The 24375-nt window shown below is 64.2% G+C and carries 23 protein-coding genes; 5 read left to right on the top strand and 18 right to left on the bottom strand.

Annotated elements, in window-relative coordinates; translation table 11 throughout:
- The first annotated feature begins 158 nt into the window (after positions 1 to 158).
- Positions 159 to 1082: a hypothetical protein gene (locus LL253_RS01630; RefSeq protein ID WP_228225942.1), complete on the top strand. Its 924-nt coding sequence runs from the start codon at positions 159 to 161 to the stop codon at positions 1080 to 1082.
- Here LL253_RS01630 and LL253_RS01625 read toward each other — a convergent pair.
- The 5 genes from LL253_RS01625 to hrpB form a co-directional block, all read right to left on the bottom strand.
- Positions 1039 to 3042 (bottom strand): ATP-binding protein, encoded by a 2004-nt coding sequence (locus LL253_RS01625; RefSeq protein ID WP_228225941.1) that lies wholly within the window; start codon positions 3040 to 3042, stop codon positions 1039 to 1041. The two genes, LL253_RS01630 and LL253_RS01625, sit on opposite strands and share 44 nt — an antisense overlap.
- Before the next feature lie 111 nt (positions 3043 to 3153).
- Positions 3154 to 4416 carry a serine palmitoyltransferase gene (spt, locus tag LL253_RS01620; RefSeq protein ID WP_050763042.1) on the bottom strand — a complete coding sequence of 421 codons (1263 nt, stop codon included), beginning with the start codon at positions 4414 to 4416 and terminating at the stop codon, positions 3154 to 3156.
- A gap of 137 nt (positions 4417 to 4553) precedes the next feature.
- Entirely contained in the window at positions 4554 to 4799 is a 246-nt protein-coding gene (locus tag LL253_RS01615) for an acyl carrier protein (protein WP_021227036.1), read from the bottom strand.
- 119 nt (positions 4800 to 4918) lie between these two features.
- Positions 4919 to 5197 carry an ETC complex I subunit gene (locus tag LL253_RS01610; protein WP_228225940.1) on the bottom strand — a complete coding sequence of 93 codons (279 nt, stop codon included), beginning with the start codon at positions 5195 to 5197 and terminating at the stop codon, positions 4919 to 4921.
- 55 nt (positions 5198 to 5252) lie between these two features.
- The gene (gene hrpB, locus LL253_RS01605) at positions 5253 to 7745 is read right to left on the bottom strand and encodes an ATP-dependent helicase HrpB (protein ID WP_228226092.1); all 2493 of its coding nucleotides are present in this window, start codon (positions 7743 to 7745) and stop codon (positions 5253 to 5255) included.
- A 156-nt stretch (positions 7746 to 7901) separates the two neighbouring features.
- On the opposite strand from hrpB, the gene LL253_RS01600 reads away from it, so the two are divergent.
- Positions 7902 to 9512: an ATP-binding protein gene (locus LL253_RS01600; RefSeq protein WP_228220694.1), complete on the top strand. Its 1611-nt coding sequence runs from the start codon at positions 7902 to 7904 to the stop codon at positions 9510 to 9512.
- Positions 9513 to 9521: 9 nt separating this feature from the next.
- Here LL253_RS01600 and LL253_RS01595 read toward each other — a convergent pair whose 3' ends face one another.
- Both LL253_RS01595 and LL253_RS01590 read right to left on the bottom strand, forming a co-directional pair.
- Entirely contained in the window at positions 9522 to 10301 is a 780-nt protein-coding gene (locus LL253_RS01595) for a TSUP family transporter (RefSeq protein WP_228225939.1), read from the bottom strand.
- Between the two features lie 132 nt (positions 10302 to 10433).
- Positions 10434 to 11462, bottom strand: coding sequence for a polyprenyl synthetase family protein (locus LL253_RS01590; RefSeq protein ID WP_037543445.1), 1029 nt, complete (start codon positions 11460 to 11462; stop codon positions 10434 to 10436).
- A 106-nt stretch (positions 11463 to 11568) separates the two neighbouring features.
- On the opposite strand from LL253_RS01590, the gene LL253_RS01585 reads away from it, so the two are divergent.
- The gene (locus LL253_RS01585; RefSeq protein ID WP_009822492.1) at positions 11569 to 11847 is read left to right on the top strand and encodes a chorismate mutase; all 279 of its coding nucleotides are present in this window, start codon (positions 11569 to 11571) and stop codon (positions 11845 to 11847) included.
- Here the strand turns inward: LL253_RS01585 and LL253_RS01580 are convergent, their stop codons facing one another.
- From LL253_RS01580 to LL253_RS01535, 10 genes are all read right to left on the bottom strand, one after another.
- Entirely contained in the window at positions 11848 to 12825 is a 978-nt protein-coding gene (locus LL253_RS01580; RefSeq protein ID WP_228225938.1) for a cupin-like domain-containing protein, read from the bottom strand. It lies immediately after the preceding gene.
- Positions 12826 to 12885: 60 nt separating this feature from the next.
- Positions 12886 to 13794 (bottom strand): DMT family transporter, encoded by a 909-nt coding sequence (locus LL253_RS01575; protein WP_228225937.1) that lies wholly within the window; start codon positions 13792 to 13794, stop codon positions 12886 to 12888.
- 60 nt (positions 13795 to 13854) lie between these two features.
- Positions 13855 to 14310 carry a DUF2147 domain-containing protein gene (locus tag LL253_RS01570; RefSeq protein WP_228225936.1) on the bottom strand — a complete coding sequence of 152 codons (456 nt, stop codon included), beginning with the start codon at positions 14308 to 14310 and terminating at the stop codon, positions 13855 to 13857.
- Between the two features lie 127 nt (positions 14311 to 14437).
- Positions 14438 to 15427 (bottom strand): type II secretion system F family protein, encoded by a 990-nt coding sequence (locus LL253_RS01565; RefSeq protein ID WP_009822488.1) that lies wholly within the window; start codon positions 15425 to 15427, stop codon positions 14438 to 14440.
- Between the two features lie 17 nt (positions 15428 to 15444).
- Positions 15445 to 16443 (bottom strand): type II secretion system F family protein, encoded by a 999-nt coding sequence (locus tag LL253_RS01560; RefSeq protein WP_009822487.1) that lies wholly within the window; start codon positions 16441 to 16443, stop codon positions 15445 to 15447.
- A 52-nt stretch (positions 16444 to 16495) separates the two neighbouring features.
- On the bottom strand, positions 16496 to 17770 hold the full coding sequence (locus tag LL253_RS01555) for a pilus assembly protein CpaE (protein ID WP_228225935.1): 1275 nt from the start codon (positions 17768 to 17770) through the stop codon (positions 16496 to 16498).
- 1 nt (position 17771) lies between these two features.
- Complete coding sequence (locus LL253_RS01550) at positions 17772 to 18419, bottom strand: CpaD family pilus assembly protein (protein ID WP_228225934.1); 648 nt, start codon at positions 18417 to 18419, stop codon at positions 17772 to 17774.
- A 16-nt stretch (positions 18420 to 18435) separates the two neighbouring features.
- Positions 18436 to 19908: a type II and III secretion system protein family protein gene (locus LL253_RS01545; RefSeq protein WP_228226091.1), complete on the bottom strand. Its 1473-nt coding sequence runs from the start codon at positions 19906 to 19908 to the stop codon at positions 18436 to 18438.
- 10 nt (positions 19909 to 19918) lie between these two features.
- Positions 19919 to 20932: a Flp pilus assembly protein CpaB gene (cpaB, locus tag LL253_RS01540; protein WP_228225933.1), complete on the bottom strand. Its 1014-nt coding sequence runs from the start codon at positions 20930 to 20932 to the stop codon at positions 19919 to 19921.
- Between the two features lie 51 nt (positions 20933 to 20983).
- Entirely contained in the window at positions 20984 to 21457 is a 474-nt protein-coding gene (locus LL253_RS01535) for an A24 family peptidase (RefSeq protein WP_228225932.1), read from the bottom strand.
- Between the two features lie 42 nt (positions 21458 to 21499).
- Here LL253_RS01535 and LL253_RS01530 point away from each other — a divergent pair, with 42 nt between their 5' ends.
- Together LL253_RS01530 and LL253_RS01525 are read left to right on the top strand one after the other, a co-directional pair.
- Positions 21500 to 22465 (top strand): alpha/beta fold hydrolase, encoded by a 966-nt coding sequence (locus LL253_RS01530; RefSeq protein ID WP_228226090.1) that lies wholly within the window; start codon positions 21500 to 21502, stop codon positions 22463 to 22465.
- Positions 22462 to 23565, top strand: a complete 1104-nt coding sequence (locus LL253_RS01525) for an NAD(P)/FAD-dependent oxidoreductase (protein ID WP_228225931.1) — start codon at positions 22462 to 22464, stop codon at positions 23563 to 23565. Before LL253_RS01530 ends, LL253_RS01525 begins: the two co-directional genes overlap by 4 nt.
- On the opposite strand, the gene ubiG is transcribed toward LL253_RS01525, so the two are convergent.
- Positions 23566 to 24300, bottom strand: a complete 735-nt coding sequence (gene ubiG, locus LL253_RS01520) for a bifunctional 2-polyprenyl-6-hydroxyphenol methylase/3-demethylubiquinol 3-O-methyltransferase UbiG (protein WP_037543439.1) — start codon at positions 24298 to 24300, stop codon at positions 23566 to 23568.
- Positions 24301 to 24375: the final 75 nt, after the last annotated feature.

Here is a 24375-nt window from a genome sequence, read left to right as displayed (position 1 = left end):
TCTCTCACATCCTACGATCCGCAGGGAGCGGCCGCGCGGGGCGGTTCGCCCGCGGCGCAGGATAAGCAGGAGGCATCCGCCACCTCCTGCCAGACGGCACCCGCGGGTGGCTCGAAGCCACTTTCCATCCCGCCGGATAATCGTCTAGGCCGTGCGCGATGCCCAGCCAACTTCTTTCCCTCGTCACGGCCGAACTCGCCGCCCCGGCTGATCCGCGCGCTGCCGCCATGGCGGGCGCGCTGGCGGCCCGGTATCCCGACACTGCCCGCGCCGTCCTTTTTTACGGTTCCTGCCTGCGGGAGGCCAATCTCGATGGGCTGATGCTCGATTTCTATCTCATCGTGTCCGACTATCGGGCGACCTATGGGAAAAGCTGGCTCGGCCGCGCAAATGCGCTCGTTCCGCCTAACGTCTTTCCATTCGAACATAATGGCCTGATCGCCAAATATGCCGTGCTGTCGGAAGCCGATTTTGCCCGTCTGAACAGCCCGGCCGCGGACAATGTATCGGTGTGGGCGCGTTTTGCCCAGCCTGCGCGGCTGCTCTGGGCTTTGGACGATCTGGCGCGGCAGCGCGCCATCGCGGCGGTGGCGCAGGCTGCACCGACATTGTTTGCGCTCACCATGCCTATGCTGCCATCAGACACGGATATTGGCGTGCTGGACATTTGGAAGACCGGTTTCACCCTGACTTACAATGCCGAGCTACGCGCTGAGAAAAAGGGTCGGTCGTTGTCGATCGTCGATGTCGATCCCGATCGATATGAACGGTTCGGCCGCGCTGCCCTTACGCAGATTGCCGAGCAGCGCGGGACAGGGAAGGCGGGCGAGGTGCCCAACGCCTTGTCACCGGAGCAGGCCGCCGCGCATTGGCGCATGCTCCGGCGCCGTGGCAAGCGCCTGTCCGTCATCCGGCTTGCCAAGGCGAGCTTCACCTATGCCGGGGGCATCGACTATCTAGCTTGGAAGATCAATCGCCACGCCGGCACGCAGATCATGATCAGGCCCTGGCAGCGGCGCTGGCCGCTGCTGGGCGCGATCACTCTGCTGCCGCGGCTGTTGCGGGGCGGCGCGATCCGTTGAGCGTCGTGCCGACGGCCTGGGCGAGGGCCGCGAGCGTGTAGGGCTTGCGCAGCACGGGATGGCCGCCAAAATCCGCCTGATCATTGCCGTCGCCAGTAAAGCCGGTGACGAACAGAATGGGCAAATGGTGGAAGGCGGCCGGCAGCGCGCGTACCATTTCGGGCCCGGTCATGTCAGGCATCAGAACATCGCTCAGGATCAGACCGACATCGCCGTTGTTGCCGAGCAACCGTGCGGCCTTTGCCGGGTGATCGCACGCGATCGGCAAATGCCCCAATTCGCTAAGCGCCGCCATCGTTTGCCGCAGGACGCGCGGATCATCCTCCACCACCAATATGCGGGTGGGCGGGTGCTCGACCGGTGCGCGGGACAGCGACAGGCTGTCTTCGGCCAGCGGTTCCGCTTCCGTGATGCAGCGCGGCAGATAAAGGGTCACGGTGCTGCCACCTCCGGGTTCGGACTCGATGCGAATATCGCCTTCGCTCTGGCGGACCAGGCCGAATATCTGGCTGAGGCCTAGGCCCGTGCCCTTGCCCACGGGCTTCGTCGTGAAAAAGGGTTCGAACACGCGCGCCAATATTTCGGGCGTCATGCCGCAGCCATCGTCCGTCACGCTCATGCGGACATAATCGCCCGCTGCGCATTCGGCGACCTCGCCCTGCGCCAGGGTGGCGCGCGCGGTGGCAAGGATCAGCCGCCCGCGCCCCTCCATGGCGTCGCGGGCATTGACACACAGGTTCAGGATCGCATTTTCCATCTGATGCTGGTCGACGAAAATCTGCCAGCCCTGCGCTTCATGCTGAAAGGTGACGGTGATCTGATCGCCGATCGTGCGATCGATGAGATCCGCCATCCCGGCGATCAGGACGTCTGGATCGACGGCGCTGGGCAGCAGCGGCTCTGACCGGGCGAAGGCCAGCAGGCGGCGGGTCAGCGCGGCGGCACGGTTGGCGCCCTCCGTCGCATTGTCGATATGGCGCAGCGCCTCCTCTGGCTTCAGTCGCATCTTGCGCCGCGCCAGTTCCAGACCGCCCACGACGACCGCCAGCATATTGTTGAAATCATGGGCGATGCCGCCTGTCAGCTGACCAATGGCGTCCATCTTCTGCATCTGGCGCAGGCTGTCCTCGGCGGCCGCACGTTCGGTTGCCTCCAGCTTCAATTGGTCATAGGCGGCGGACAGTTCGGCGGTGCGGGCGCGCACGGCCGCGTCGAGCGAATCGGCCCGTTCGGATTCCAGTTCGGCCTGACGCCTGGCATTGCGTCGATCCGCAATGGCGACATGGGCGAACCAGGCGGCGAACAACACGCAGACCAGCAGGACGAGGCCAAACAGGCGCCAAGTCTTTCCGATCCATTCCGTGCGATCGCCGGCCAGCGACACTGCGAGGCTGCGTTCGCGCAATCGCGCATTTTCCGCAGCGATCACCCGGGCAAGCAGATCGGATATCTGTTGTAAATCCTCGCTCTTGCCAGCCTCATGGAATTTGGCGAGCGCCGTCATCTTCTGGTCATAGGTGGTGCGCAGCCCGATCTCGCTCAGTCGCTTGCCCCGTTCGGCAAAGGCGTGCTGCAACGCCTCGACATTGCCGCGCTGCCAATCCGCGCCGCGCGTGGCGTAGAAGAGCGCGCGGAGCTGGCTATTGGCGCTGCGCCATTGATCCTGAAACAGACGCCCCGTATCAGGCTCAAGGCTGATGACATAACGGGCGAGCGTCACTTCCGCCCGGGCGATCCGTGCTTCGAACCCGCGTGCAAGGGCGATGATTTCGAAGCTGCGTTGCTGTTCCGCCAACGCTTGCGCGTGATCGCGCGATGCTGTTCGGGCAGTGTAGAGCAACGTGCCCAAAGAGCCGACGAGCAGCGCGATAAGCAGCCACGGGACGACCCGACGCAGCGCGGCAAGCCATATCATGCCGCGCTGATCCGATCGCTGGTTCTGAATGTCACCATCCGCCATGGCGGTCGACCTTAGCCCAACAGAGTCGAAGGCGAAATATCCTGCGCTACATCTTCCAACCGTAGCGTTTTGCGCACGGCAAGAACATATGGCGCCGGGGGGAAGGCCTTGTCAGCCGATGGCGCCAGTTGCCTTGCCCGCCGCCTCGAACATGGTGATGATCTGTTCGACCTGATCGTCGCTATGGTCCGCGCAGAGTGAACAGCGCAGCAGGAAGGTTCCTGCCGGTGTTGCCGGCGGGCGGGCCATGTTGACGTAGAGGCCCAGTTCCAAAAGCGCCTGCCACATGGCGACGGCCTGGGTCTGATCGGTCAGGATGACCGCGATGATCGCCGACTGCGGCGTCTTCGTGCCTAGCGTGAAGCCAAGATCGGTCAGCCCTTGATGCAGCCGCTTGCTGTTTTTCCACAGATGGGCGCGCTTCTCGCCCGCATGCATCAGTTTGCGGATGCTGGTGGCGGCGGTGGCGACGACGCTGGGGGGCAGCGAGGCGGTGAAGACATAGGGGCGGCACACAAGGCGCAGCACCTCGAACTTGGGATGGTTGGATACGCAGAAGCCCCCGACCGTACCGACCGACTTGGAAAAGGTGCCGACGACGAAATCGACGTCCTTCTCAACGCCCTGCTCCTCGTACACGCCACGGCCATTGGGGCCGAAAAAGCCCATGCCATGCGCTTCGTCGACCAGGATCATGCAATTGGGATGCTTGCGGATCGCGGCGACCATGTCGGGCAGGGGGGCGATGTCGCCCAGCATCGAATATACGCCTTCCAGCACAACGAGCTTCAGCGCGTCGGCGGGCAGGCGACCCAGGCGCTTGTCCAGATCGTCCACACTGTTGTGGCGGAACCGGACAATGTCCGCGTCACCCAGAAAACAGCCATCATAGATGGACGCGTGGCTGTCGGCATCGAGCACGACATAGTCGCCCTTGCCCGCGAGCGTCGAAATAATGCCGAGATTGGCCTGGTAGCCCGTCGAAAAGACCATGGCGCCGCTGGTGCCGTAGAAATCCTTGAGGGCCTCTTCGACTTCCTTGTGGCCCTGATAGGTGCCGTTGAGCACGCGACTGCCGGTCGTGCCAGCGCCGAAATCGTCCAGCGCCTTCTTGCCCGCTGCCACCACATCGGGATCGAACGTCATGCCCATATAATTATAGGTGCCCAGCAGGATCGTGTCCTTGCCCTTGATGACGGCCTGGGTCGGCGACTTCACTTCGTCCATCACGATCGCGAACGGATCGCGCACGCCTGTCGCCAGCAGCGCCTCGCGCTCGGCGATCAGGGGATCGAATTTTGAAAACAGGTCGCGTGCGGCGAGTGTTTCCACAGGGGTGCGCGCGTCGTTCGCGGTAGCGGCTGCGTCGGTCATGTCAAATCTTCCGTTCGGTTCGAGCAGCATCGAGCAAAGTCGAGATGCGTCGGTCGAGAACTGGTTCGCCGCCCTCTCGACTTCGGTTCTCGACGAGCTCGAACCTACGCTCGAAACGAACGGACTTGCTTTTGTCGTCAGGCGGCCTTGAGTTTCTGCACCGCGTCGACCAGCTGGCCCACGGTTTCGATCTCGGCCTGCATGTTCATGGTGATGATGATGTCGAATTCATCTTCGATCGCCGCGACGAAATCCATAACCGTCAGGCTGTCCCACTCCAGATCGCCGGCAAAGCTGGTGGTCTCGGTCAGCGCGATACCCTTTTTGTTGAAGGGTTCGATCTGCGCGGCGACGCTGTCGAAGATTGCGGTGCGATCCGTCATTATCGTGAAAATCTTTCCGTCAAAACGCGGCTTGTGCCGCCTATGTCCGCCCCTTGGCAAGCGAATAAGGCGTCAATCGGGCAGCATCACGCCCGATTGTGCAAGCGACATGCGATCGCTTAGCGGAAATTGTCGGCGTAGGCCTGAATTTTCAGCGTCTTGGGCGGTGTGGGGATGAGCGTGTAGGCTATGCCATATTTGTCGGCATAGGCGATCGCGGCATCCTGCGTGGCGAAGGTCAGCTTGACCTGGCTCTGCGTGTCGCCTGACCCTGCCCAGCCGGTCAGCGGATCGGGCATCTTGGCTTCGACCTGCGCGAATTCCAGCACCCATTTATGGGTCAGCGCCTTGCCCGACTGCATAGCGTTTTTCTGGATTTGATAGATGCGCGCGCTCATCGCGTAGAAACTCCGTTCAAGACCTTGCTGCGTTGCACCAGCCGCGCGGTTCAAGTCAAGACTTGGCGCGGGCATCGGCCCTTTTGGTGCGCAAAGTCGCACTGGCGGCGGCCGGATCTTCGGGCCAGGGGTGGCGGGGGTAACGGCCGCGCATCTCTTTGGCCACGTCACGCCAGTTGCCCGCCCAGAAACCGGGAAGGTCGCGGGTCGTCTGTATGGGCCGGCCCGCTGGCGACGTAAGCGAAAGCACGAGCGGAATATGCTGGTTGCCGATCGTGGGATGGGCAGCGAGACCAAAGAGCGCCTGCACCCGCAATTCGACGCGCGGGCCGCCCTCCGCCGCATAGTCGATGGCATGGGACGAGCCGGCGGGGGATCGGAAGTCGGCAGGGGCGAGCCTGTCCAGCTGCTGCTTGCCATCCCAGCCGATCAGCCCTTCCAGCACGCCGGACAATAAAGACCGGTCTATGTCCGACAAGCGGCGCTTGCCCTGAAGGAGTGGCGGCAGCCAGTCATCCAGCGTCACCATCAGCGCCTCGTCCGACAGGGCTTCGATGCCGGCAAAGGCGGCGCGCATCCGCAACGATATTGCGGCGTCCGACCAGGGGAGCAGCGACAGACCGCCTTGCCTGACGCCATCGCGCAGCGCGGCAGCGACAGCGCCGGGATCGGGCCGATCATCGGACCCGGATGACAGGCGCACTGCGCCCAGACGCCGTTCACGCAGCGCCTCGATACCGCCATTGGCGCTGCGAAAGCGCACGGTGCGATGTTCCTGCACGCGATGACCGAACAGGGAGAGAATATCGGCTTCCGCGATCGGCGCGGCCGACAGGATGCGCGCGCCTGCGGCGCTGCCCTGCACTTCGCCCACCGCCAGCCATTCCTCGCGCGCAAGCGGGGAGAGCGGGTCAAGCCGAAAGCCGCGTCCGCCCACGCTGACCCAGTCTGCGCCATCGGCGGAGCGGCGTTTCGCCACGCGGTCGGGGAAGGCGAGGGCCAGGCACAGGCCGACCTGATGTTCGGACGCGGCGACTAGGGTGGAGCGCTGACTCTCCGCTGGGCGCGTGCTGGAACCTCCTCCGCCATGGATGGCGGGGACGAGCCTGGCCCAGCGGCGTGCCATGGCGCGGGCGGCATCTGCTCGCTTGCCGCTTTCCCGGCGCCAGCGTTGTCGTCGCAGTGTCAGGTCGGTGTCCTGCCCGCCAATTCCGCGCTCGCCCAGAAGCACGGCCACGTCGGCGGCGATATCGGCCAGCCCCATGTCGCCCCCGCGCACGAGCATATGGGCGATCCGCGGCGACAGCGGCAATTTCGCCAGTGCCTTGCCATGCGCGGTGATGCGGCCATCGTCGTCCAGCGCTTCGAGCGCGATCAGACGCCGGCGGGCTTCGTCAACCGCCGAGGCTGGCGGCGGATCGAGCCATCGCAAAGTCGCTGGATCACTGACACCCCATAGCGCGCAATCGAGCATCAGGCTGGATAGGTCGCTCTCTAATATTTCAGGCGGATCGAACGGCGGCATGCCGGCGGTCGCGGCCGCCTCCCACAAACGATAGGCAACGCCCGGTCGCTGTCGCGCCGCGCGGCCGGCGCGCTGGGTCGCTGAAGTCTGGCTGGCCCTTTCCGTCACAAGGCGGGTCACGCCCGCCGCCCGGTCGTAGCGGGGGCGGCGCGCCAATCCTGAGTCCACGACGATGCGCACCCCGTCGATGGTGAGGCTGGTCTCGGCGATGGACGTCGCCAGGATGACCTTGCGCCGCCCCTCGCGCGACGGGCGGATGGCGGCGCGTTGCGCTGCCGGATCGAGCGAGCCGTGCAGCCTGTGGATCTCTGCCGGCAGGCCCTCAACGCGCTCGGCCGTGCGATCGATTTCCGCCACTCCCGGCAGGAAGGCGAGCAGGTCGCCCTCCGCCTCCTCGGTCAGCGCGCGGCGGATGGCAGCGGCCATGTCGTCCTCGATGCGTTTTTCCGACGCGCGGCCGATATGGCGCAGGTCGAGCGGCTGAATGCGCCCTTCGCTTTCGATCACCGGCGCGTCGCCCAGCAAGGCGGCAAAGCGCGCGCCGTCCAGCGTCGCCGACATCGGCACGATGCGCAGGTCGGGTCGCAGCGCGGCCTGCGCATCCAGCGCTAGCGCAAGCCCAAAATCGCTGTCGAGGCCGCGTTCATGAACCTCGTCGAACAGGACCGCCGATATGCCCGTCAGTTCCGGATCGTCCTGAATGCGGCGGACGAATATCCCCTCGGTCAGCACCAGCAGGCGCGTGCGTGTCGACTGCCGACTGTCCATGCGCGTGGCATAGCCGACCATGCCGCCCGGCTCGTCGCCTATCATTTCGGCGATCCGCTCTGCCGCTGCCCGTGCCGCCAGCCGACGCGGCGACAATAAAAGCACCTGGCCAGTGCACCATGGTTCGGCCAGCAGCGCCGGGGCGACGGCTGTCGTCTTGCCGGCGCCAGGGGGCGCCACCAGCACCGCGCTGCTGCTGGCGCGCAGGGTGGTGAGCAGGTCAGGCAGCACGGCGTGGATCGGCAGCATTGTCATTGCGCTCACCCTGTTGCGCCGAAATTGCGCCAGCGCAAGCCACGCAAAAATTCTGGAGGCCAAGGAAAGAGTTGCGCCCGCAATCGTTGCTGCGGCACGCGGTTCTTTCGAACCTGCGGTCGGCCAATATGTGACATTGAACAGGTGGTGGAGACGATGCCCAATTTGACGGGGAATGCGGAGCGCTATCGCACCCTGTTCGAATCGATGGATGAAGGCTTTTGCATCATCGAATTTCTGGACAGTCCACATGGCCCCTTGAGCGATTACATTCATGTCGAGGCCAATGCCGCCTATGAACGGCACGCTGGCATTGCCAACGTCGTAGGTCAGAAAGTCCGCGAGATGGTGCCAGATGAGGCGGATGGCTGGGTCGAGCTGTACGGCGGCGTTCTTCACAGTGGAAATCCGATCCGGTTCCAGCGCGAACTGGTGGCGACCGGCCATCATCTGGAGGTTCATAGTTTCCGGGTTGGCCCCTTCGAGGACCGGCAGGTCGCCGTCCTGTTCAAGGACATAACTGACCGCGTGCAGGCGGAGCGCGCCCAGCGCGAACTTCAGGAGACGCTGGAAGCGCGCATCACCGAAGCATTGGCCGAGCGGGAGGAAGTGGAACTCGCGCTGCGCCAAGCGCAAAAGATGGAGGCGGTGGGTCAGCTGACCGGCGGCCTTGCGCATGATTTCAACAATCTTTTGGCCGGTATTACCGGCGCGTTCGAGATGATCGGTGTGCGTCTGGCGCAGGGGCGCGTGGGCGATGTGGAGAAATATCTGGCCGCAGGCCAGGGCGCGGCCCGCCGCGCCGCCGCACTGACGCATCGGCTGCTCGCCTTTTCACGGCGGCAGACGCTAACGCCCAAGCCGGTCGTCGTGAACCGTATGCTGGGAGATTTGTCCGAACTGGTGCGGCGTACCGTCGGACCGCAAATCAATGTAGAAACCGTCGCCGCAGCCGGCCTGTGGCCGGCGATGGTCGATGTCAACCAACTTGAAAATGCGCTGCTCAATCTGTGCATCAACGCCCGGGACGCGATGCCCGATGGCGGCACGATCACGATCGAAACCGCCAATCGCTGGCTGGACGATCGCACCGCACGGGACCATAATCTGACCGCTGGACAATATGTGACCATCTGCGTCAGCGATACCGGCACCGGCATCGACAAGGCTATGCTGGACCGGGTGTTCGATCCCTTCTTTACGACAAAGCCGATCGGGCAGGGGACGGGGCTTGGCCTGTCGATGGTCTATGGCTTCGCGCGGCAGAGTAACGGCCATGTCCGTATTTATTCCGAGGTCGGGCAGGGCACGATGGTCTGCATTTACCTGCCGCGCCATCGCGGGGAGGAAGAACAGGATATTATCCTGCCGGGCGATATGCCAGCGACAGTCGATGCCGGCGAAACGGTGCTGATCATTGACGATGAACCGTCTGTGCGGATGCTGGTGAGTGACGCGCTGACGGATCTGGGGTTTCGCTGCCTGGAGGCGGGCGACGGCCCAGCGGGACTGCGCCTGCTGGAATCGGAGGCGCGGATCGACCTGCTGGTGACGGACGTGGGCCTTCCTGGCGGCCTCAATGGCCGTCAGGTGGCGGAAGCGGCGCGCGGATTGCGGGCGGATTTGCGTATTCTGTTCATCACGGGCTATGCGGAAAATGCCGTGCTCAACCATGGCCATATCGAACCAGGCATGGAAGTGCTGACCAAGCCTTTCGCGGTTGATGACTTGCGTCGGCGCGTCGCGACCCTTTTGCAGTCGCAGTGAGGGCCAGCTTTATCCGAACAAATAAAGGTGGATAGGGTTTTTCGGATCGATCAACATCTTGGCGGTAAGCGCCAGCGACATCAGGATCAGTAGCGGTTTGATGAGCCGCGATCCAAAGCGCATCGCCAGATGCGATCCGATCTGGCCGCCGATAATGCTACCGCAGGCCATGGCCAGGCCCGCAACCCAAATCACATGGCCGCCCGCGAGCATCGTCAGCAGGCCAGCGATATTGCTTGCGAAATTAGCCGCCTTGGTCTGCGCTGTTGCGCGCAGGATCGAAAGCCCGCCCAGCGCCAGGAAGATGGTGGTATAGAAAGCGCCCGCTCCGGGGCCGAAAAAGCCGTCGTAAAAGCCGACGACGCCGATCAGGCCGGATAGCCCTGCTATGCCGATCCGGGCATGGCGGTCAGCGTCGCCCAGCTTGGGCGAAAAGGTGAAATATGCCGCCATTGCAATCAGCAGCGCGGGCATGAGGCCGGCGAGGATGGACGGATCGACCCGTTGCAACAACCATGCGCCGGCCACGGACCCGATGAAGGCTGCCATTACCGGCCCCTTATAGGTTTTAAGATCCATATGCCCACGCCGCGCATAGGCGACGCATGCGCCGAACGTGCCAAAGCAGCTTTGCAGCTTGTTCGCCGCCACGGCCTGCACAGGGGGAATGCCGGCCGCCATCAGCGCGGGCAAGGTGATGAGCCCGCCGCCGCCCGCCATGGCGTCGATGCACCCCGCCATCAATGCAGCGGCGACCAGGAAGGCGAGCGTTTCGGGGGAAAGGATCATGGCATGTCCGGTTCAGCGTAACGCCCGTTGGGGTCAAGCATGTCGAAGGGCAAATTCGTGGACGGAAAAGGCCCGCGATGATGGGCAAATCCGCGTGGATGGTTGGGGAGGAGAACGGCGATGCCGTTCCCCTCAATAGGCCCGCGCTATCGCAAATTCGACCGCTTCGGTAAGGGCCGCTTTGGCCCGGCCGGCATCAAACATCCCCAGCGCATCGATCGCCCGCTGGCCATAATGACGCGCGCGCGCCAGCGTATCGGCAATAGCACCGGTCTGGCGCAGCAGGCCGGTGGCGTGGGCCAGGTCCGCATCGCTGACGCGGTGGCCGGCAATCGCCGCCTTCCAGAAAGCGCGGTCCGCCTCGCTTCCCCGCGCATAGGCGAGGATGACAGGCAGCGTCACCTTGCCGTCGCGGAAATCGTCGCCCGCATCCTTACCCATCGTCGCTTCGTCCGATTCATAGTCGATCGCATCGTCGATCAACTGGAAGGCGATGCCCAAATTACGGCCATAGACGTCGAGCGCCTGTTCTTCAGCCTCGCTGCGATCGGCGACGACAGCGGAAATGCGGCAGGCAGCAGCGAACAAGGCAGCGGTCTTGGCGCCGATAATATCGAGATATTGTTCCTCGCTCGTGTCGATCTTGCGCTGGGCGGTCAGCTGGTTGACTTCTCCTTCGGCGATCACGGCTGACGCGCCGGACAGGATCTTGAGCACCTTGAGCGATTCCGCCTCGACCATCAGTTCGAAAGAGCGGGAAAAGAGAAAATCGCCGACCAGGACGCTGGCGCTGTTGCCCCAGATGATGTTGGCGGTCTTGCGGCCACGCCGCATGCCCGATCCATCGACGACATCGTCATGAAGAAGCGTCGCGGTATGGATGAACTCGACAGCCGCGGCCAGCTTGTAGTGGCGCGCGCCTGCATAGCCGACCAGGTCGGCGCAGGCGAGCGTCAGCATCGGCCGCAGCCTCTTGCCGCCGCCAGCGATAAGATGTCCCGCCAGTTCCGGGATCAGCGGGATGCGGGACTGCATCCGATCCAGGATCACGGCATTGACCTGATTCATGCCGTCGGCAACCAGGTTCATGATGGGGTCAAGCGACGGCGCGCTCGAAGCGCGGCCAATAGGATGGACGTTACCGGGTGCAGGTGCTGTCATGACCGCGATCATGTGGCGGTGCAAAAGCGCAAAGGCAAGCGGGAATAGCTTGCACGCCGGCCCGCGAGCAGCAAAAAGCGCCGCGACCAACCCAAGGAGCCGGCCCATGGACGAGACGTTGAAACGCTACCGCGAAAGCATCGACAATATCGACGCGGCGCTGGTGTTCATGCTCGCCGAACGGTTCAAGGTCACGCAGGCGGTCGGCGAATATAAGGCGACCCATGATCTGCCGCCGGCCGATCCGGGCCGAGAAGAGCGACAGATTGCGCGATTGCGGCAATTGGCGGCGGACGCGAAGCTGGACCCCGACTTCACCGAGAAGTTTCTGCGTTTCATCATCGATGAAGTGATCCGCCATCATGAGCGACTGCGCGAGGCCTGATCAGCCGGCGGGATAATTTTCATGGCCCGCATTGGGCCAGTGAAAACTGGTATAGGTGAGCATCGTCGAGAAGCTTTCCGACCGCACCTGGTGCCACCAGCCGATCGGGATGAAGAGCAGGTCGCCCGGCGTCAGCTGCACCTCATAACGCAGCACGTCGCGCGCTTGCGGAAACCGCTTTAGCTGGGCCTCGTCCGTTACGTCGCGTACGTCGCTGAACACATGCCTGCGATGCGCGAGCCGCCGCGTTTGCGAAGGCGGGATCAGGATCAGCCGCTTGGTGCCGGTGACTTGCGCCAGCAAATTGTTGGTGAGGTCGAAATGCAGCGGGGTGAAGGCGCCCGCGCCGCCGATCCACAACATGCCCTGCGGCTGGCGCAGATAGGCGTCGAGATGGCCGAGATCCTCATCCAGGGGCGCCAGCGCGGGCGCATTGGTGGCGCTGTTCGACGCGGTCAGATAGGCGTCGTTGCCGCCCGCCCGCACCAGGTCGATGAAGTGGCGGAAGGTCGCCAGCTTGCGGTGTCGTTCCTTCTTCAACTCATAGTCGGCAGCATTGGAGCGACCGCCCTGATATTCGATCTGCGCGTCGCCGATCCGGTCGGCGAGATAGTCCGGCGTCCAGCGTTCCAGCGCCGGCCAGCCGGTCATCGCGCCCTTGATCAGTACCGGGCGGCCCGGCGCGTAGAAGCTGTGGAGAAATTCCTCACCCGACAGGTTTTCGGCCGTCAGCAGGCCCGATGCATAGGGCGACAGTGCGCGCTGCGCCTCCTGCACGTCGGCCAGCCAGTCGCGCCGGCGCAGCGCCAGCCGATGCTCGTCGGAAGGGGGCGAGGACAGGGGCGCGGGCGCAGCCTGCTTGGCGACGGGCGCGGCCGGGCGCGACGCCGGCGCGCGACTGAAGTCGATCTGGCGAAGCGCCATCTGCATCGCCAGGTCGGCGGACTGGGCGGGAAGGGAGGGCGGACGCTTGCTCATGCCGCCGCATAGCGCGCGATCATGACGACGATGTTGCAGGTGATGACGTTTATGTGACGATCAAGCCGGCTCGACCAGTTCGGCAGCGGCGTCGCGAACCTTGGCGCGGCCCTGCGAGCGACCGAGCAGCACGCCGCCCAGCGCCAAGGCGAAGCCGATGAGCTGCACCGGCCCCAGCTGTTCGCCGAACAGCGCCCAGGCCTCGATCGCGGCCAGCGGCGGCACGAGCAGCAACAGCATCGACATGGCCGTCGGCCCCTGATGCCGTACCAGCCAGACCAACAGGCTGAGACCGCCGGCAGACAGGCCCAGCACGGACCAGCCAAGGCCGATCCATAAAATCGGGTCATTGTCCCACCGCCATTCGCCAACGATCAGCGTTGCTGAAACCGCGACGATGGTGCCGCCCAGGTTCTGCGCCGCGCCTGACATCAGGATCGGGTCGCTGGCAATCTGGCCGCGCTGGATGAGCGTGCCTCCCGTCATGGCGATGATGGCGAAGATGCCGGCCAGCACCGGGATGACTGACACTGCGGTAGTGCCGCTGCTTTCGATCGCGGGCATCAGGACGCAAACAACGCCGGTGATCGCGATGAACAGGCCCAGCCAGCTCCGCCCGGGCAGACGATCGCCCAGAAACGCCACACTGGCCACTGCCACCATCAGCGGCTGCGTCGCGCCCAACAGCGACATGATCCCCGCCGGCATGCCCCGGCTGACTGACCACCAACTGACTGTCAGATAAAGGCCGTGCAGCATGGCACCGGCCGCCAGATGCAATCCCAGCCGATGGCCACGCGGCCAGCTTTGTCCGGCAAAGGCGGCCGCGCCTGCGAGCAAACCTGTCGTGGCGCCCAGCCGAATCGCCAGCACCAGCTCTGGCGCGCCATGGGGCACGACCGCCCGCGCCACGATGAAGCCGGTCGACCAGATGAGAACGAATAAAAGCGAAGCGACGAGGCCGATCATCGCTCGCCCTTGGCCCAACTGTCCGATTATGTCGAGGCGCACTGGCCTCGACGCGCGTGTCTAATCCCCTTTTGCCGATGTCCGCTGGTAGCGTACCGGCGTCCAGGTCTGCGTCTTGCAGAAAAAGGCGATGCAGCCCTGCACCTTGAGCGTCCCGTCCTTGTTGCGGCTGATCTTGCTGCTGTAGCTCTTGCCGCTTTCCGGATCGTAGATCGTGCCCTTCCAGAGATCGCCCTCGTCCTTGAAGCCCGACAACAGTGCCAGACCCACCAATGGCTTGGACCGCAGCGCCGGATCGGGATTCTTGATGTCGGTCTGCGGACGGCCGGGCGTGGGCTTCACGATTTTTTCGATCCGGCCGCACATATGCTTGCCGCAGGGCGCGATGTTGACGATCGCCTTGCCATCGACGGTGGCCCAGCGGCCCGTTACCGGCTGCGCCGCCTGCGCTGGGAGCGCGGCAAGAGCGCCGAACGCCAGCGCAGCGACAGGGGCAATGGTGCGGATGATGGACATGCGATCCTCTCTTCTTTCCTTTTACGTTAGCGTAAAATAGAGAAGGAAAGCCCTTTGAGCCAGCGCTTTATCCTTGGGAGGGCGATGCCGCGACCGACGCTACGGCAACCGCCCCATGACAGGCGCCTTAGAAAGCCGCGCTGATCGAACAGGCTGCCGGACCCAGGATGACGACGAACAGGGTCGGCAGAATGAAGAGAATCAGCGGAACGGTCATGATGGCCGGCAGGCGCGCGGCCTTTTCTTCTGCCCGCATCATGCGTTCGTGGCGAAATTCGGCGGAGAGGACGCGTAGCGCCGACGCCAGGGGCGTGCCATATTTCTCGGTCTGGATCATGGTCGTGACCACGCCTTTGACCGCATCCAGCTTCACGCGAGAGGCAAGATTTTCGAACGCCATGCGCCGTTCGGTCAGAAAGCTCAGCTCAATTGCAGTCAGGTGAAATTCGTCGCCCAGTTCGGGATAGGCCTTGCCCAGTTCGCGGGCGACACGCGCAAAGGCGGCGTCCACGGTCAAGCCCGCCTCGGCGCAGATGACCAGCAGGTCGAGCGCGTCCGGCAACCCCTTGCGGATCGCAGCCGATCGCTTCTGCACCTTGTTGTCGATGAACAGGTCGGGCGCCTTGTAGGACAGGAGCAGAGCCACCGCGAAGGCGAAGAAGCGCTTCATCGGACCCCATTCAGGCAGGATGCCCACGCCGTAGAGCAGGATCGCGGCCATGCCGCCGATCGCGATCGGCAGGATCATGCGGCCGAAAATGACCGCAACCGCCAGATCCTTCGATCGAATGCCGGCCTGCGCCAGGCGCACCTGCACATCCTTGAGCTGGTCGTCCTGCAGCACCTTGAGGCTGGAGAGGAAGGACCGCATCTGGTCCGTCGTCTGGTTGGACTTGACCAGCTTGGCGCGGCGCTTGGCGGTGGAGGCGGTGATGCCGGCCTTCAGTTGTTCGCGCCGTTCGTTCAGCGCCTTCACGCGCTTCGCCATGGGATCGCGCACCGTCATGACGGCGTAGAGCGCGAACAGGACGGCAAGTGTCGCAAGGCCAGCCAGCAGCGTGCCGAAATCGGTGGCGGTCATGCCGAACAAGGTGCCGGCGGGGGTAGGGGCTTCCATATCCTAATGCCTCGCCATCAAATTTCGAAATTGATCATCTGGGCCATGATGAATGCGCCAATGCCCATCCAGCACATGCCGCCGATGCCAATGACCTGCATCGTGCTCAGCCCGAAAATCCCGACTGGATCGGGCGTGAAAAAGGGCTTCATATAGTCGAAATTGATGTAGCAGATCATGCCGAACACCAGGAACGGCAGCACGCCGATAATGTAGGCCGACGCTTTTGATTCCGACGACATGGCGCGAATCTTGAGCTTCATCTGCGATCGCTGGCGCAGCACTGTGGCCAGGTTCGACAAGGTTTCGGCCAGGTTGCCGCCTGTTTCGCGCTGGATCGACAGCGTGATGACGAAGAACTGGAATTCCGCCGTGCCCAGCCGGTCGGCGGTTTCCTGCAATGCTTGCTCCATCGTCCGGCCGATCTTGATCCGTTCAGTGATGAGCTTGAACTCCTCGCCCACGGGGCCGGGAATCTCATTCGATACCACGCCCAGCGTCTCGGCGATCGGCAGGCCCGAACGCAGGCCGCGCGTAAGCAATTCCAGCGCATCGGGAAATTTCGCATTGAACTGGCTGACCCGCTTCGTGATCAGGCGCCCGACCCACCAGTGCGGCAGGCCAAGGCCAGCCGCCGCGCCGACCAGCATGGCAAAGAAAAATGGAAATCCGCGCAGGGCCAACAAGGCGGTGATCAGCAGAAAGATGATTGCGCACGCCGTCATATACTGACTGAGCGTCCATTTCTTGCCGGTCATCTTGATGCGCTTGGTCAGATTGTCCGGGTTTGGCACCAGAGACACCAGCATCTTGGCCTCGGCTCCGGTGGGACGATTGGAAATCGCCCGGCGCATGCGCGCTTCCAGTAAGGCCTCGGCCGATTCGCCATGACGGCCGCGGATCGTGGCGACGCGGCGCTTGCGCGCCTTTTCGGGCGACGGACCGGCAAAGGCCATCGCCACCATCCCCAACATCGCCGCCAATAGCACTGCGATCAAGATGACATTGCCGTCCATGCATTCGCCCCGTCCGCTATCGGCCGCCCGTCCAATGGGCGGCGCGCATTCCTCAGTCTTCGCTCGCGACCTTGTCCTTGCGGCGCGCCGCCAGCATGCCCTTGAGGTCGATCTTGTTGAGCAGGGATTCGCCCTTGCCTGATGGGCGCACGTCCCCGTCCTTGTCCTCGGAACCCAGCGCCTCGTTCAGCAGCGCGGCGCAGGCAGCGCCCACCTTGCTGCCTTTTGCGACTTCGGCCAGCGTCTTGCCCAGCTTCGCCGCCTGCGAAGCGACGCGCAGGTCGAACGGGATCAGGATATCGACCTTGCGCTCGATCGACTGCTCGAAATCCTTGCGGCTGATTTCCGGGGAGCCGGTCTGCACCTTGTTGGCGACGACGATGGCGCGCGCCTGGGGTGCATTGGTCTTGAGCCAGGACAGGATGCGAATGGTGTCGCGCGCGGCCGCCAGTGTGAGTTCGGTCACGACCAGCGCCGTGTTCACGTCCCCCATCAGATGCGGATGCTGGATCAACATGCCGCGCGGCAGGTCGATGACGCTGCATTCGAAGGCGGTGTGGAATTCCTCCAACAACTGATAGAAAGCGCCGCCATCGGTGAGCATCGGCTGGCTGATCGGCGCTTCGGCCGACAGGATCGCCAGCGTGTCGCTGGCGCGCACCATTGCGCGTTCAATGAACAGGCCGTCGATGCGGCTGGGATTTTCGATCGCGTCGGTCAGGCCACGGCCCGGTTCCAGGTCCAGCGCCAGCGCGTTGGTGCCGAAATGCACGTCAAGGTCCAGCAGGGCGGTCGCCCGCTTCTTCTTGTCCGACAGCATCCAGGCAAGCGAGGTGGCGATGCTGGATGCGCCGACGCCGCCGCGCGTGCCGATGACCGCCATCGTGCAGTGCGGCCGTTCAGGCCCCGCGTCGCGCGGCGCCATGAACACCGCCTGCGCCTGCGCCAGCGCATCGCGCAGCTGGTCCGCGCCAAAGGGTTTCAGCAGATAATCCTGAATGCCGCTGGCGACGAGGTCGCGGTAGAGGCGGACGTCATTGACCTGGCCGGCGGCGATAACCACCGTGCCGGGTTCGCACACTTCCGCCAGGCTGTTGATGTCGTTGAGCGGGTCGCCGCTTTCGGACATATCGACGAACAGGATTTGCGGCGAGGCCGTGATGGACAATGTCTGGACGGCATTGCGCATCCCGCCCTTGTTCACCTTTTCAGGCGCCCAGCCCATTTCGGCAGCGACGGCGCGCAGCACGTCGAAGCTGTGATCGTCGCAGACAAAGGCATGAAACGGATCGCGCAGGGCGCCGCCCGGTTTCCAGGGTGCGTTCATGTTATTGCTGGCCTCCCGCCTGAAGCTGCTTGAGATCACCCGCGCCCGTGGGCGCCTTTTCGCGATAGGTGGAAATGGCGCGGTTGGACGTCGCGGTGCGCAGATCGCTGTCGCTGGACTGGCCACGCACCAGATCTTCCGGATTGGCGACCATGGCGGCCAGGTTGCTGTTCACGCCGCACCCGAAGTTGGATGAAGTGCCCAGCGTCATTTCGCTTTCCTGCTTGGCGCTCCAGTCGGGGCAGCCCGGCACGCTGGCGGTGGCGCGGCGCACGATCAGACGGACGCTGCCCTGTGGCGCAGCGCCAGCGACGGCCGAGCTGTCTTCGGCGACCAGCAGGCCGTGACGCGCCACGACATTGGCGATGCCTTCGCGCAGCGCGGGGCCATAATAGCCGTCATTCACAATGGCGACCTGATCGCCATAGCCAAGGCCGATCGACACGAACCAGTCGTTGAGCCGCGCGGCTTCGGCCGGCGGCAGCGTGTCGCCGGCGCCTGCCATCACGTCGAATGTGTAGGCGGCGTGGCTCACGACCGGCTGATGCACCGATTCGACGCCCCGATTGGGGCTGTCGGACGTGCAGGCTGCCAGAGGCAAGGCCAGCATGGCCAGAGCACTCAGGGTCTTGAGGGACAGAGAGGTCATTTCCTTGGTCCTTCCGTCAGAAACTGAAGCCGGGAGCGGCATCGCCATCCTTGCGGGCGACGACCGGCGGCAATGCGGCTGATGCTTCGGGGCCGGGTGTCGGCATGGGCGCACCTGGCGCGCGGCTGGGCATCGGGCGGCGCGCGCCGCTGGTGCCGCTATGGCTGCGTTGCAGGAACAGGCCCTCGCCCAGATCGGCGTTGCGGAAGCCATCTGTGGGCAGGCGCACGTCAGACGCATTCATCGGCTTCACCAGATAGGGGGTGACGACGATGACCAGTTCGGTTTCATTGCGTTGGAACTGGCGCGACTTGAACAAGCTGCCCAGGATCGGCAGGTTGCCAAGGCCCGGGACCTTGTTGACGTTGTTCGATGCCTCATTGTTCAGCAGGCCCGCGATCATGAAGGCCTGACCCGAACCCAGTTCCACCGTCGTTTCGGCGGTGCGGCTCTTGAGCGCAGGCACATTGGCGTTGATCGAGAAGTCGAGGCTGGACACCGTTGGCCGGACGCGCAGCGAAATGCGGCCATCGGCCAACACGGTGGGCGTGAAGGCCAGCTGCACACCATATTGCTTGAATTCGATGCTGTTGCCCTGAAGCCCGTTGGAAACGGTGTAGGGATATTCGCCGCCCGCCAGGAAGCTGGCGGTTTCGCCCGACAATGCGGTCAGATTCGGCTGCGCCAGCGTGGAAGCAAGCCCGCTCGATTCGGCAAGGTCCAGCGCCCCGGCAATGTCCATGCCCAAAATGCGGGCTACGCCGCCAAGCGAATAAGTGCCATCGGTCGGATTATTGAACGTCCAGTAACCCGGCGTCGTCGCGTCGCCGCGCGTATAGTCTGCAAAGTTGCGCAGGCCGCCACCGACATTGCCCAAGACTTTCCCGCCGCTGCCGTCGACGCTCGCAAAATTAGTGCCGATCTTGTGGCCAACATCCTTAGCGACTTCGGCGATCTTGACCTGCAGCATGACTTGCAAGGGCGTCGCCATGCGCAGGCGGCTGACGACGGTCACATCCTTGCCGACAAAGGCCTGGGTCAGCCGTTCGACCTCCGCCGCGTCTTCGGGCGCCTGGATCGTGCCGGTCAGTAGCACCATCCCATTCATCGTGTTCACGGCGATATTCGCGCCCGGCATGGCGATGCGCAGCATGTCGTCGATGCTGGTGATATTGTTGCCGACCCGGACCGTGCCCGAAAACAGCACCTTGCCGTTGGGGGCGGTGGCGAAGACCGTGGTTTCGCCCGCCTTCTTGGCAATCAGGTACAGCTGGTTCTGCGAGCGGACATGGACGTCGACCACTTCGGGGTCGGCGATCACCACGTCCGACATCTTGGCCGGCAGGTTGATGACGCGGCTGCCGCCCACGGACAGCAGGATCGCATTGTCCTGCATGCTGGAGGTCGCGGCGTTAAGCGCGCTGGTGGGTGCGGCGGCGCAGGCGACCGCCAGGCCGATCGCAATCGCGGGACCGGCAAGCTTGTGCATAGGCTTCATCTTACTTCCCCCCGACCGGAACTTCGGTCACAGTGGTGCCGCGCGCCACCCGGATCGTCGGCCCCTTGAACGCGACAGTGCCGACCGGCGCGCCGTTGGCGGCCATGGCGGGCGGCACGGGTGCCTCTGCCTTGGCCGGGACCGAGCTGCGCTGGTAGCGCGACACGTCCGCTCCGGTGGAATAAGTGCTGCCCCGGTCGACCGGCCGCGCGGCGAGCTTGGCGAGGATCGCCTTTTCCGCCGCCGGGCTTGCGCCTTCGGGCAGGTCGACGTCAGCGCCGGCAATGGCGGCGTCGAGGTCAGACGGCGTGTCCGCCATCGACCGCAGCGACATCGACAGTGATCCGACGGTCTGCGCCACCGCGATCTTTTCGGCAATCTTGGGCGTCACTTCCAAGGTGACGTTGGAATAGGTCTGGACGACCGGCTTTCCGTCGGGGCCAAGCGCATCCATCCGCTGATCGGTCGCCAGCACGCGCAGGTTGCGCAGGATGGTTTCCGACACCTTGAGCGGTTCGCCATCGCCGCCGCCCGCGACGCTTTGCGTCAGGACCAGGTCGATGCGGTCGCCCGGAAAGACGAAGCCGGCAACGGACGTCTGGGCCGACACGGGCACCGTCACGGCGCGCATGCCCGGCGCCAGTGCGGCCGCCAGGAAGCCGCGATCACCGGGCTTCACGAGAGAGCCTTGCGTCAGCGGCTGCCCCGCCGTGATGGCAGTGCGGATGACGCTGCCCGCCAGTCTGGCCGGATCGGCCTGACCGCGCAGATAATAGGCCTGCTCGACAAGATCCTTGGGCCAGGGCTGGAAGCGGAAGCTTTCCGCATCGAGGATGGTCCCGACCGGCAACGCCTTGACGGCCACCAGCACATGCGGCTGGTCAGCCTCGATCGGCATATTGGCGGCATTAACAGATGGCGTGCTCGACGAACTTAGCATGTTGCGCGCGAGCAGCGCTGTTGTAACGGCTATGATCAGCGCGCCAACAAGCAGCACGATCTTCTTAGCATCCATGACGAAAAACGCCTCCCTCGAGCGGGTGCCATACCCCCATTGCCCCACTCATCACGCAAATTGGTTAAGATATCGTTCGCCAATCACCCACAGAGCGGCGAGCGAGATGGCGACACCATAAGGAATCTCGGGTTGTCCGGCTTTTTTGGCGATTCGGTGGTGGATCAGGACGACCAGCGTCACCGCTCCTCCCAGCACTGCCATCAGCATGACCAGCACCATCAGCACCTGCCAGGGAAACCACAATGCCAGTGCGCCAAGCAGCTTGACGTCGCCTCCGCCCATCATGCCCAGCGCGAACAGGGCGGCGAAAAGCACGAAGACGATCGCGCCGAGTAACAGCTGCGTCGCCATGGCCGGCCAGACATCCAGTCCGCAGGCCAGCCACCACAGCGGCGCCAGCAAGGCGACGGTCATATTCAGGCGGTTGGAAATGATCCTGGAACGCATGTCGGTAATCGCCGCGGCGATCAGCAGCGCGCACAGAGCGATCATCAGCGCCCACTGGAAATATTGCCCCGACATGCGCACTATTCCCTAGACCGCATGGCTTACCAAACCGTAACCATGCGCGCGATGGATTCGCCGCTATTCCCCGCCTCCCAGCCGTTCGACCGGCGCGCCTGGCCGATGAACGGGCGGCTGGACTTCTGGCAGGCGCGGGACGGCTGGCCAATCCGCCGCTATCGTCTGGGCGACGGCGCGCGGGGCCGACTGCTGGTCATCAACGGTCGCGGCGACATGATCGAGAAATATCTTGAACTGATCGACCATATGGCGCGGCGTGGCTGGGCCGTCACGGCGTTCGACTGGCGCGGGCAGGGCGGGTCGGGACGGCTGACAGATGATCCTTTGTGCGGGCACATTCCGGACTTTACCAATTATATCAAGGACTTGCGCGACCTTGCACGGGACTGGCGCGCGGATGGTGAAGGGCCGACCGCGATGCTTGGACATTCGATGGGCGGGCATATGCTGCTGCGTGCGCTCAGCGAAGGCATGACGCAGCCCGATGCTGCGATTCTGACAGCGCCGATGCTGGGGGTGCACACCGGGCCTATGCCGCGCTGGCTGGCGGTCGCCGTGGCGCGGATGATGCTCTGGCGGGGGCTGGGGGACAGGCGCGCCTGGACGCAAAAGGAGGAATCGGAGCGTCAGCGCCGAATTCGTCAGAAGCGATTGACCCATGACCCCGAACGCTATGCCGACGAAATCTGGTGGCGCGACCATAGCCGCGAGATTGCGCTGGGGCCACCAAGCTGGGCCTGGGTCAATCAGGCGCTCGAATCGACGCATGCGTTGCAACAGGATGACGACCTGTCGCGCGTCCGATGCCCGATCCTGATCCTGGCGGCGCAGGCCGATCAGCTTGTTTCGACCGCGGCCATTCGCCGCGTCGCAGCGCGCCTGCCGAACGCGCGCCTGCATGTCTATGGTCGCGAGGCCGCGCACGAGATACTGCGCGAACTCGATCCGGTGCGGCGTGATGCGTTTGGCCGGATCGAAGCGTTTCTGGACGAGGCCGCCCGTTGAAGACTTTTGATATCGTCATCGTGGGCGGCGGTATGGCGGGCGCTAGTTTGGGCGCGCATCTCGCGGCCGATGCCTCGGTCCTGATATTGGAAATGGAACCACAGCCGGGCTATCACGCTACGGGTCGTTCGGTCGCATTCTGGGAAGAAACCTATGGGGGCCCGGCGGTGCAGCCGCTGACGACAGCCTCGGGGCCGCTGCTCGCCTCCCCCGACCCTGATTTCCACGATCGCACGTTCCTTTCGCCGCGTCGCACATTGCATGTCGGGCGTAGCGGCGATGCGCCGCTGCGCGACGCCTTGTTGCAGCGATTCGCGGGAACCGTGACGCTCGAACCCGTGGATCCGGCGCCGTTGGTGCCGGGCCTCCGGTCGGACTGGACCATCGGCGTGATGGAGGAAAGCTGTCGCGACATCGACGTGGCGGCGCTGCATCAGGCCTATCTCCGTCGCTTCGCCGCGAAAGGCGGGGAGATATGGGTGAATGCGCGCCTCGAGTCAGCGCGAGCGGATGCAGGCAACTGGCATATCCAGACGTCCCAGGGCGCCGTGCAGTGTGGCCTGCTGGTCAATGCAGCGGGCGCATGGGCCGATGAAATTGCCCGCCGCAGCGGCGTCGCACCTATCGGCATCACGCCTTTGCGGCGCACCGTGGTGCAATTGCGCGTTCCCACTTTGCCGTCGGCCGATCTGCCGCTGGTCATGGACCTGCGTGCGGGCTTCTATTTCAAGCCGGAAGGGCCGGGGCGCGTCTGGTTGACACCGCATGACGAAGCGCCATCGCCGCCCTGTGATGCCGCCCCGGAGGAACTGGCGGTGGCGGAAGCGGTCGCCCGGTTTGAAGCCGTGGTGGATTGGCCGGTCGAGCGGATCGAGCATCGCTGGGCGGGGCTGCGCAGCTTTGCGCCCGATCGCGCCCCCATCTATGGCCATGATCCTGTGCAGCCGGGCTTCTTCTGGTTTGCCGGGCAGGGGGGCTTTGGCATTCAGACCGCGCCGGCCGCCGCGCTTCTGGGACACGCGCTGATCACGCGATCGCCATTGCCGACTGCGATTGCCGCCCTGCCAATCGACTGCTATCGGCCGCAGCGATTGCGCTGATCAGCTCTTGGGCCGCGCGGTCAGAAGATAGTTGATCGCCTTGTTCGCGGACAGGCAAAAGCCGCGCGCGGGATCGAAACTGAGCCCGCTGCTGTCGATGACGTCCATTCCCGCCGCATCCAGCAACGCCGTGAGTTCTTCGGGGGTCAGGAATTTGCCCCAGTCATGCGTGCCTTTGGGAATGCCGCCAATGCTTTCGCCCACGGTGATCATCGCGATACGCGACAATGGCGTCCGGTTGGGCGTGGACAGGATCAGCAGGCCGTCAGGCGAGACTTTGCTTGCCAGCGCGCGCACGAAGGTCGCCGGATCGACGACATGTTCGATCACTTCCATCGACGTCACCAGGTCAAAGCCGCCTTCCGCCATTTCTTCCACCGGGGTTGCGCGATAGTCTATGGTGAGGCCCTGACTTTCGGCGTGGCTGAGCGCGGCAGCGATATTTTCCGGCGCGGCGTCCAGTCCGGTGACAGACGCGCCCAGTCTTGCGAGCGGTTCCGTCAGCAACCCGGCGCCGCACCCGACATCCAGCGCGCGCCGGCCCTCCAGCGGCCGGAATGCCTTTTCCCGACCCGGCCACTGCTGGTCGATGGCGGCGCGGATATAGCGCAGCCGCACCGGGTTGAGCTTGTGCAGCATCGCGCTCGACCCCTGCGGGTCCCACCAGTCGGCGGCCATAGCGCCGAAATGCGCGGCTTCCTTGGGATCGATCGTCGCTTGAGCGTTATCAGCCATATGTGCCTTCATCGGTGGGTTCCACGCTTCTAGCAGCCGATATGCCACGGGCAAAGAGACGGTTCAGCAAGAGCG

Origin of the sequence: Sphingobium soli (assembly GCF_020782245.1) — a bacterium.
Classification (GTDB): domain Bacteria; phylum Pseudomonadota; class Alphaproteobacteria; order Sphingomonadales; family Sphingomonadaceae; genus Sphingobium; species Sphingobium soli.
Note: the sequence above shows the minus strand (reverse complement) of the source record. Positions and strands in the feature narration are given on the sequence as shown.

Excerpts from the sequence above, each read along its gene's own strand:
- LL253_RS01630 (WP_228225942.1), top strand. The coding sequence starts at position 159 with ATGCCCAGCCAACTTCTTTCCCTCGTCACGGCCGAACTCGCCGCCCCG.
- LL253_RS01625 (WP_228225941.1), bottom strand. The coding sequence starts at position 3,042 with ATGGCGGATGGTGACATTCAGAACCAGCGATCGGATCAGCGCGGCATG.
- spt (WP_050763042.1), bottom strand. The coding sequence starts at position 4,416 with ATGACCGACGCAGCCGCTACCGCGAACGACGCGCGCACCCCTGTGGAA.
- LL253_RS01615 (WP_021227036.1), bottom strand. The coding sequence starts at position 4,799 with ATGACGGATCGCACCGCAATCTTCGACAGCGTCGCCGCGCAGATCGAA.
- LL253_RS01610 (WP_228225940.1), bottom strand. The coding sequence starts at position 5,197 with ATGAGCGCGCGCATCTATCAAATCCAGAAAAACGCTATGCAGTCGGGC.
- hrpB (WP_228226092.1), bottom strand. The coding sequence starts at position 7,745 with ATGACAATGCTGCCGATCCACGCCGTGCTGCCTGACCTGCTCACCACC.
- LL253_RS01600 (WP_228220694.1), top strand. The coding sequence starts at position 7,902 with ATGCCCAATTTGACGGGGAATGCGGAGCGCTATCGCACCCTGTTCGAA.
- LL253_RS01595 (WP_228225939.1), bottom strand. The coding sequence starts at position 10,301 with ATGATCCTTTCCCCCGAAACGCTCGCCTTCCTGGTCGCCGCTGCATTG.
- LL253_RS01590 (WP_037543445.1), bottom strand. The coding sequence starts at position 11,462 with ATGACAGCACCTGCACCCGGTAACGTCCATCCTATTGGCCGCGCTTCG.
- LL253_RS01585 (WP_009822492.1), top strand. The coding sequence starts at position 11,569 with ATGGACGAGACGTTGAAACGCTACCGCGAAAGCATCGACAATATCGAC.
- LL253_RS01580 (WP_228225938.1), bottom strand. The coding sequence starts at position 12,825 with ATGAGCAAGCGTCCGCCCTCCCTTCCCGCCCAGTCCGCCGACCTGGCG.
- LL253_RS01575 (WP_228225937.1), bottom strand. The coding sequence starts at position 13,794 with ATGATCGGCCTCGTCGCTTCGCTTTTATTCGTTCTCATCTGGTCGACC.
- LL253_RS01570 (WP_228225936.1), bottom strand. The coding sequence starts at position 14,310 with ATGTCCATCATCCGCACCATTGCCCCTGTCGCTGCGCTGGCGTTCGGC.
- LL253_RS01565 (WP_009822488.1), bottom strand. The coding sequence starts at position 15,427 with ATGGAAGCCCCTACCCCCGCCGGCACCTTGTTCGGCATGACCGCCACC.
- LL253_RS01560 (WP_009822487.1), bottom strand. The coding sequence starts at position 16,443 with ATGGACGGCAATGTCATCTTGATCGCAGTGCTATTGGCGGCGATGTTG.
- LL253_RS01555 (WP_228225935.1), bottom strand. The coding sequence starts at position 17,770 with ATGAACGCACCCTGGAAACCGGGCGGCGCCCTGCGCGATCCGTTTCAT.
- LL253_RS01550 (WP_228225934.1), bottom strand. The coding sequence starts at position 18,419 with ATGACCTCTCTGTCCCTCAAGACCCTGAGTGCTCTGGCCATGCTGGCC.
- LL253_RS01545 (WP_228226091.1), bottom strand. The coding sequence starts at position 19,908 with ATGCACAAGCTTGCCGGTCCCGCGATTGCGATCGGCCTGGCGGTCGCC.
- cpaB (WP_228225933.1), bottom strand. The coding sequence starts at position 20,932 with ATGGATGCTAAGAAGATCGTGCTGCTTGTTGGCGCGCTGATCATAGCC.
- LL253_RS01535 (WP_228225932.1), bottom strand. The coding sequence starts at position 21,457 with ATGTCGGGGCAATATTTCCAGTGGGCGCTGATGATCGCTCTGTGCGCG.
- LL253_RS01530 (WP_228226090.1), top strand. The coding sequence starts at position 21,500 with ATGCGCGCGATGGATTCGCCGCTATTCCCCGCCTCCCAGCCGTTCGAC.
- ubiG (WP_037543439.1), bottom strand. The coding sequence starts at position 24,300 with ATGGCTGATAACGCTCAAGCGACGATCGATCCCAAGGAAGCCGCGCAT.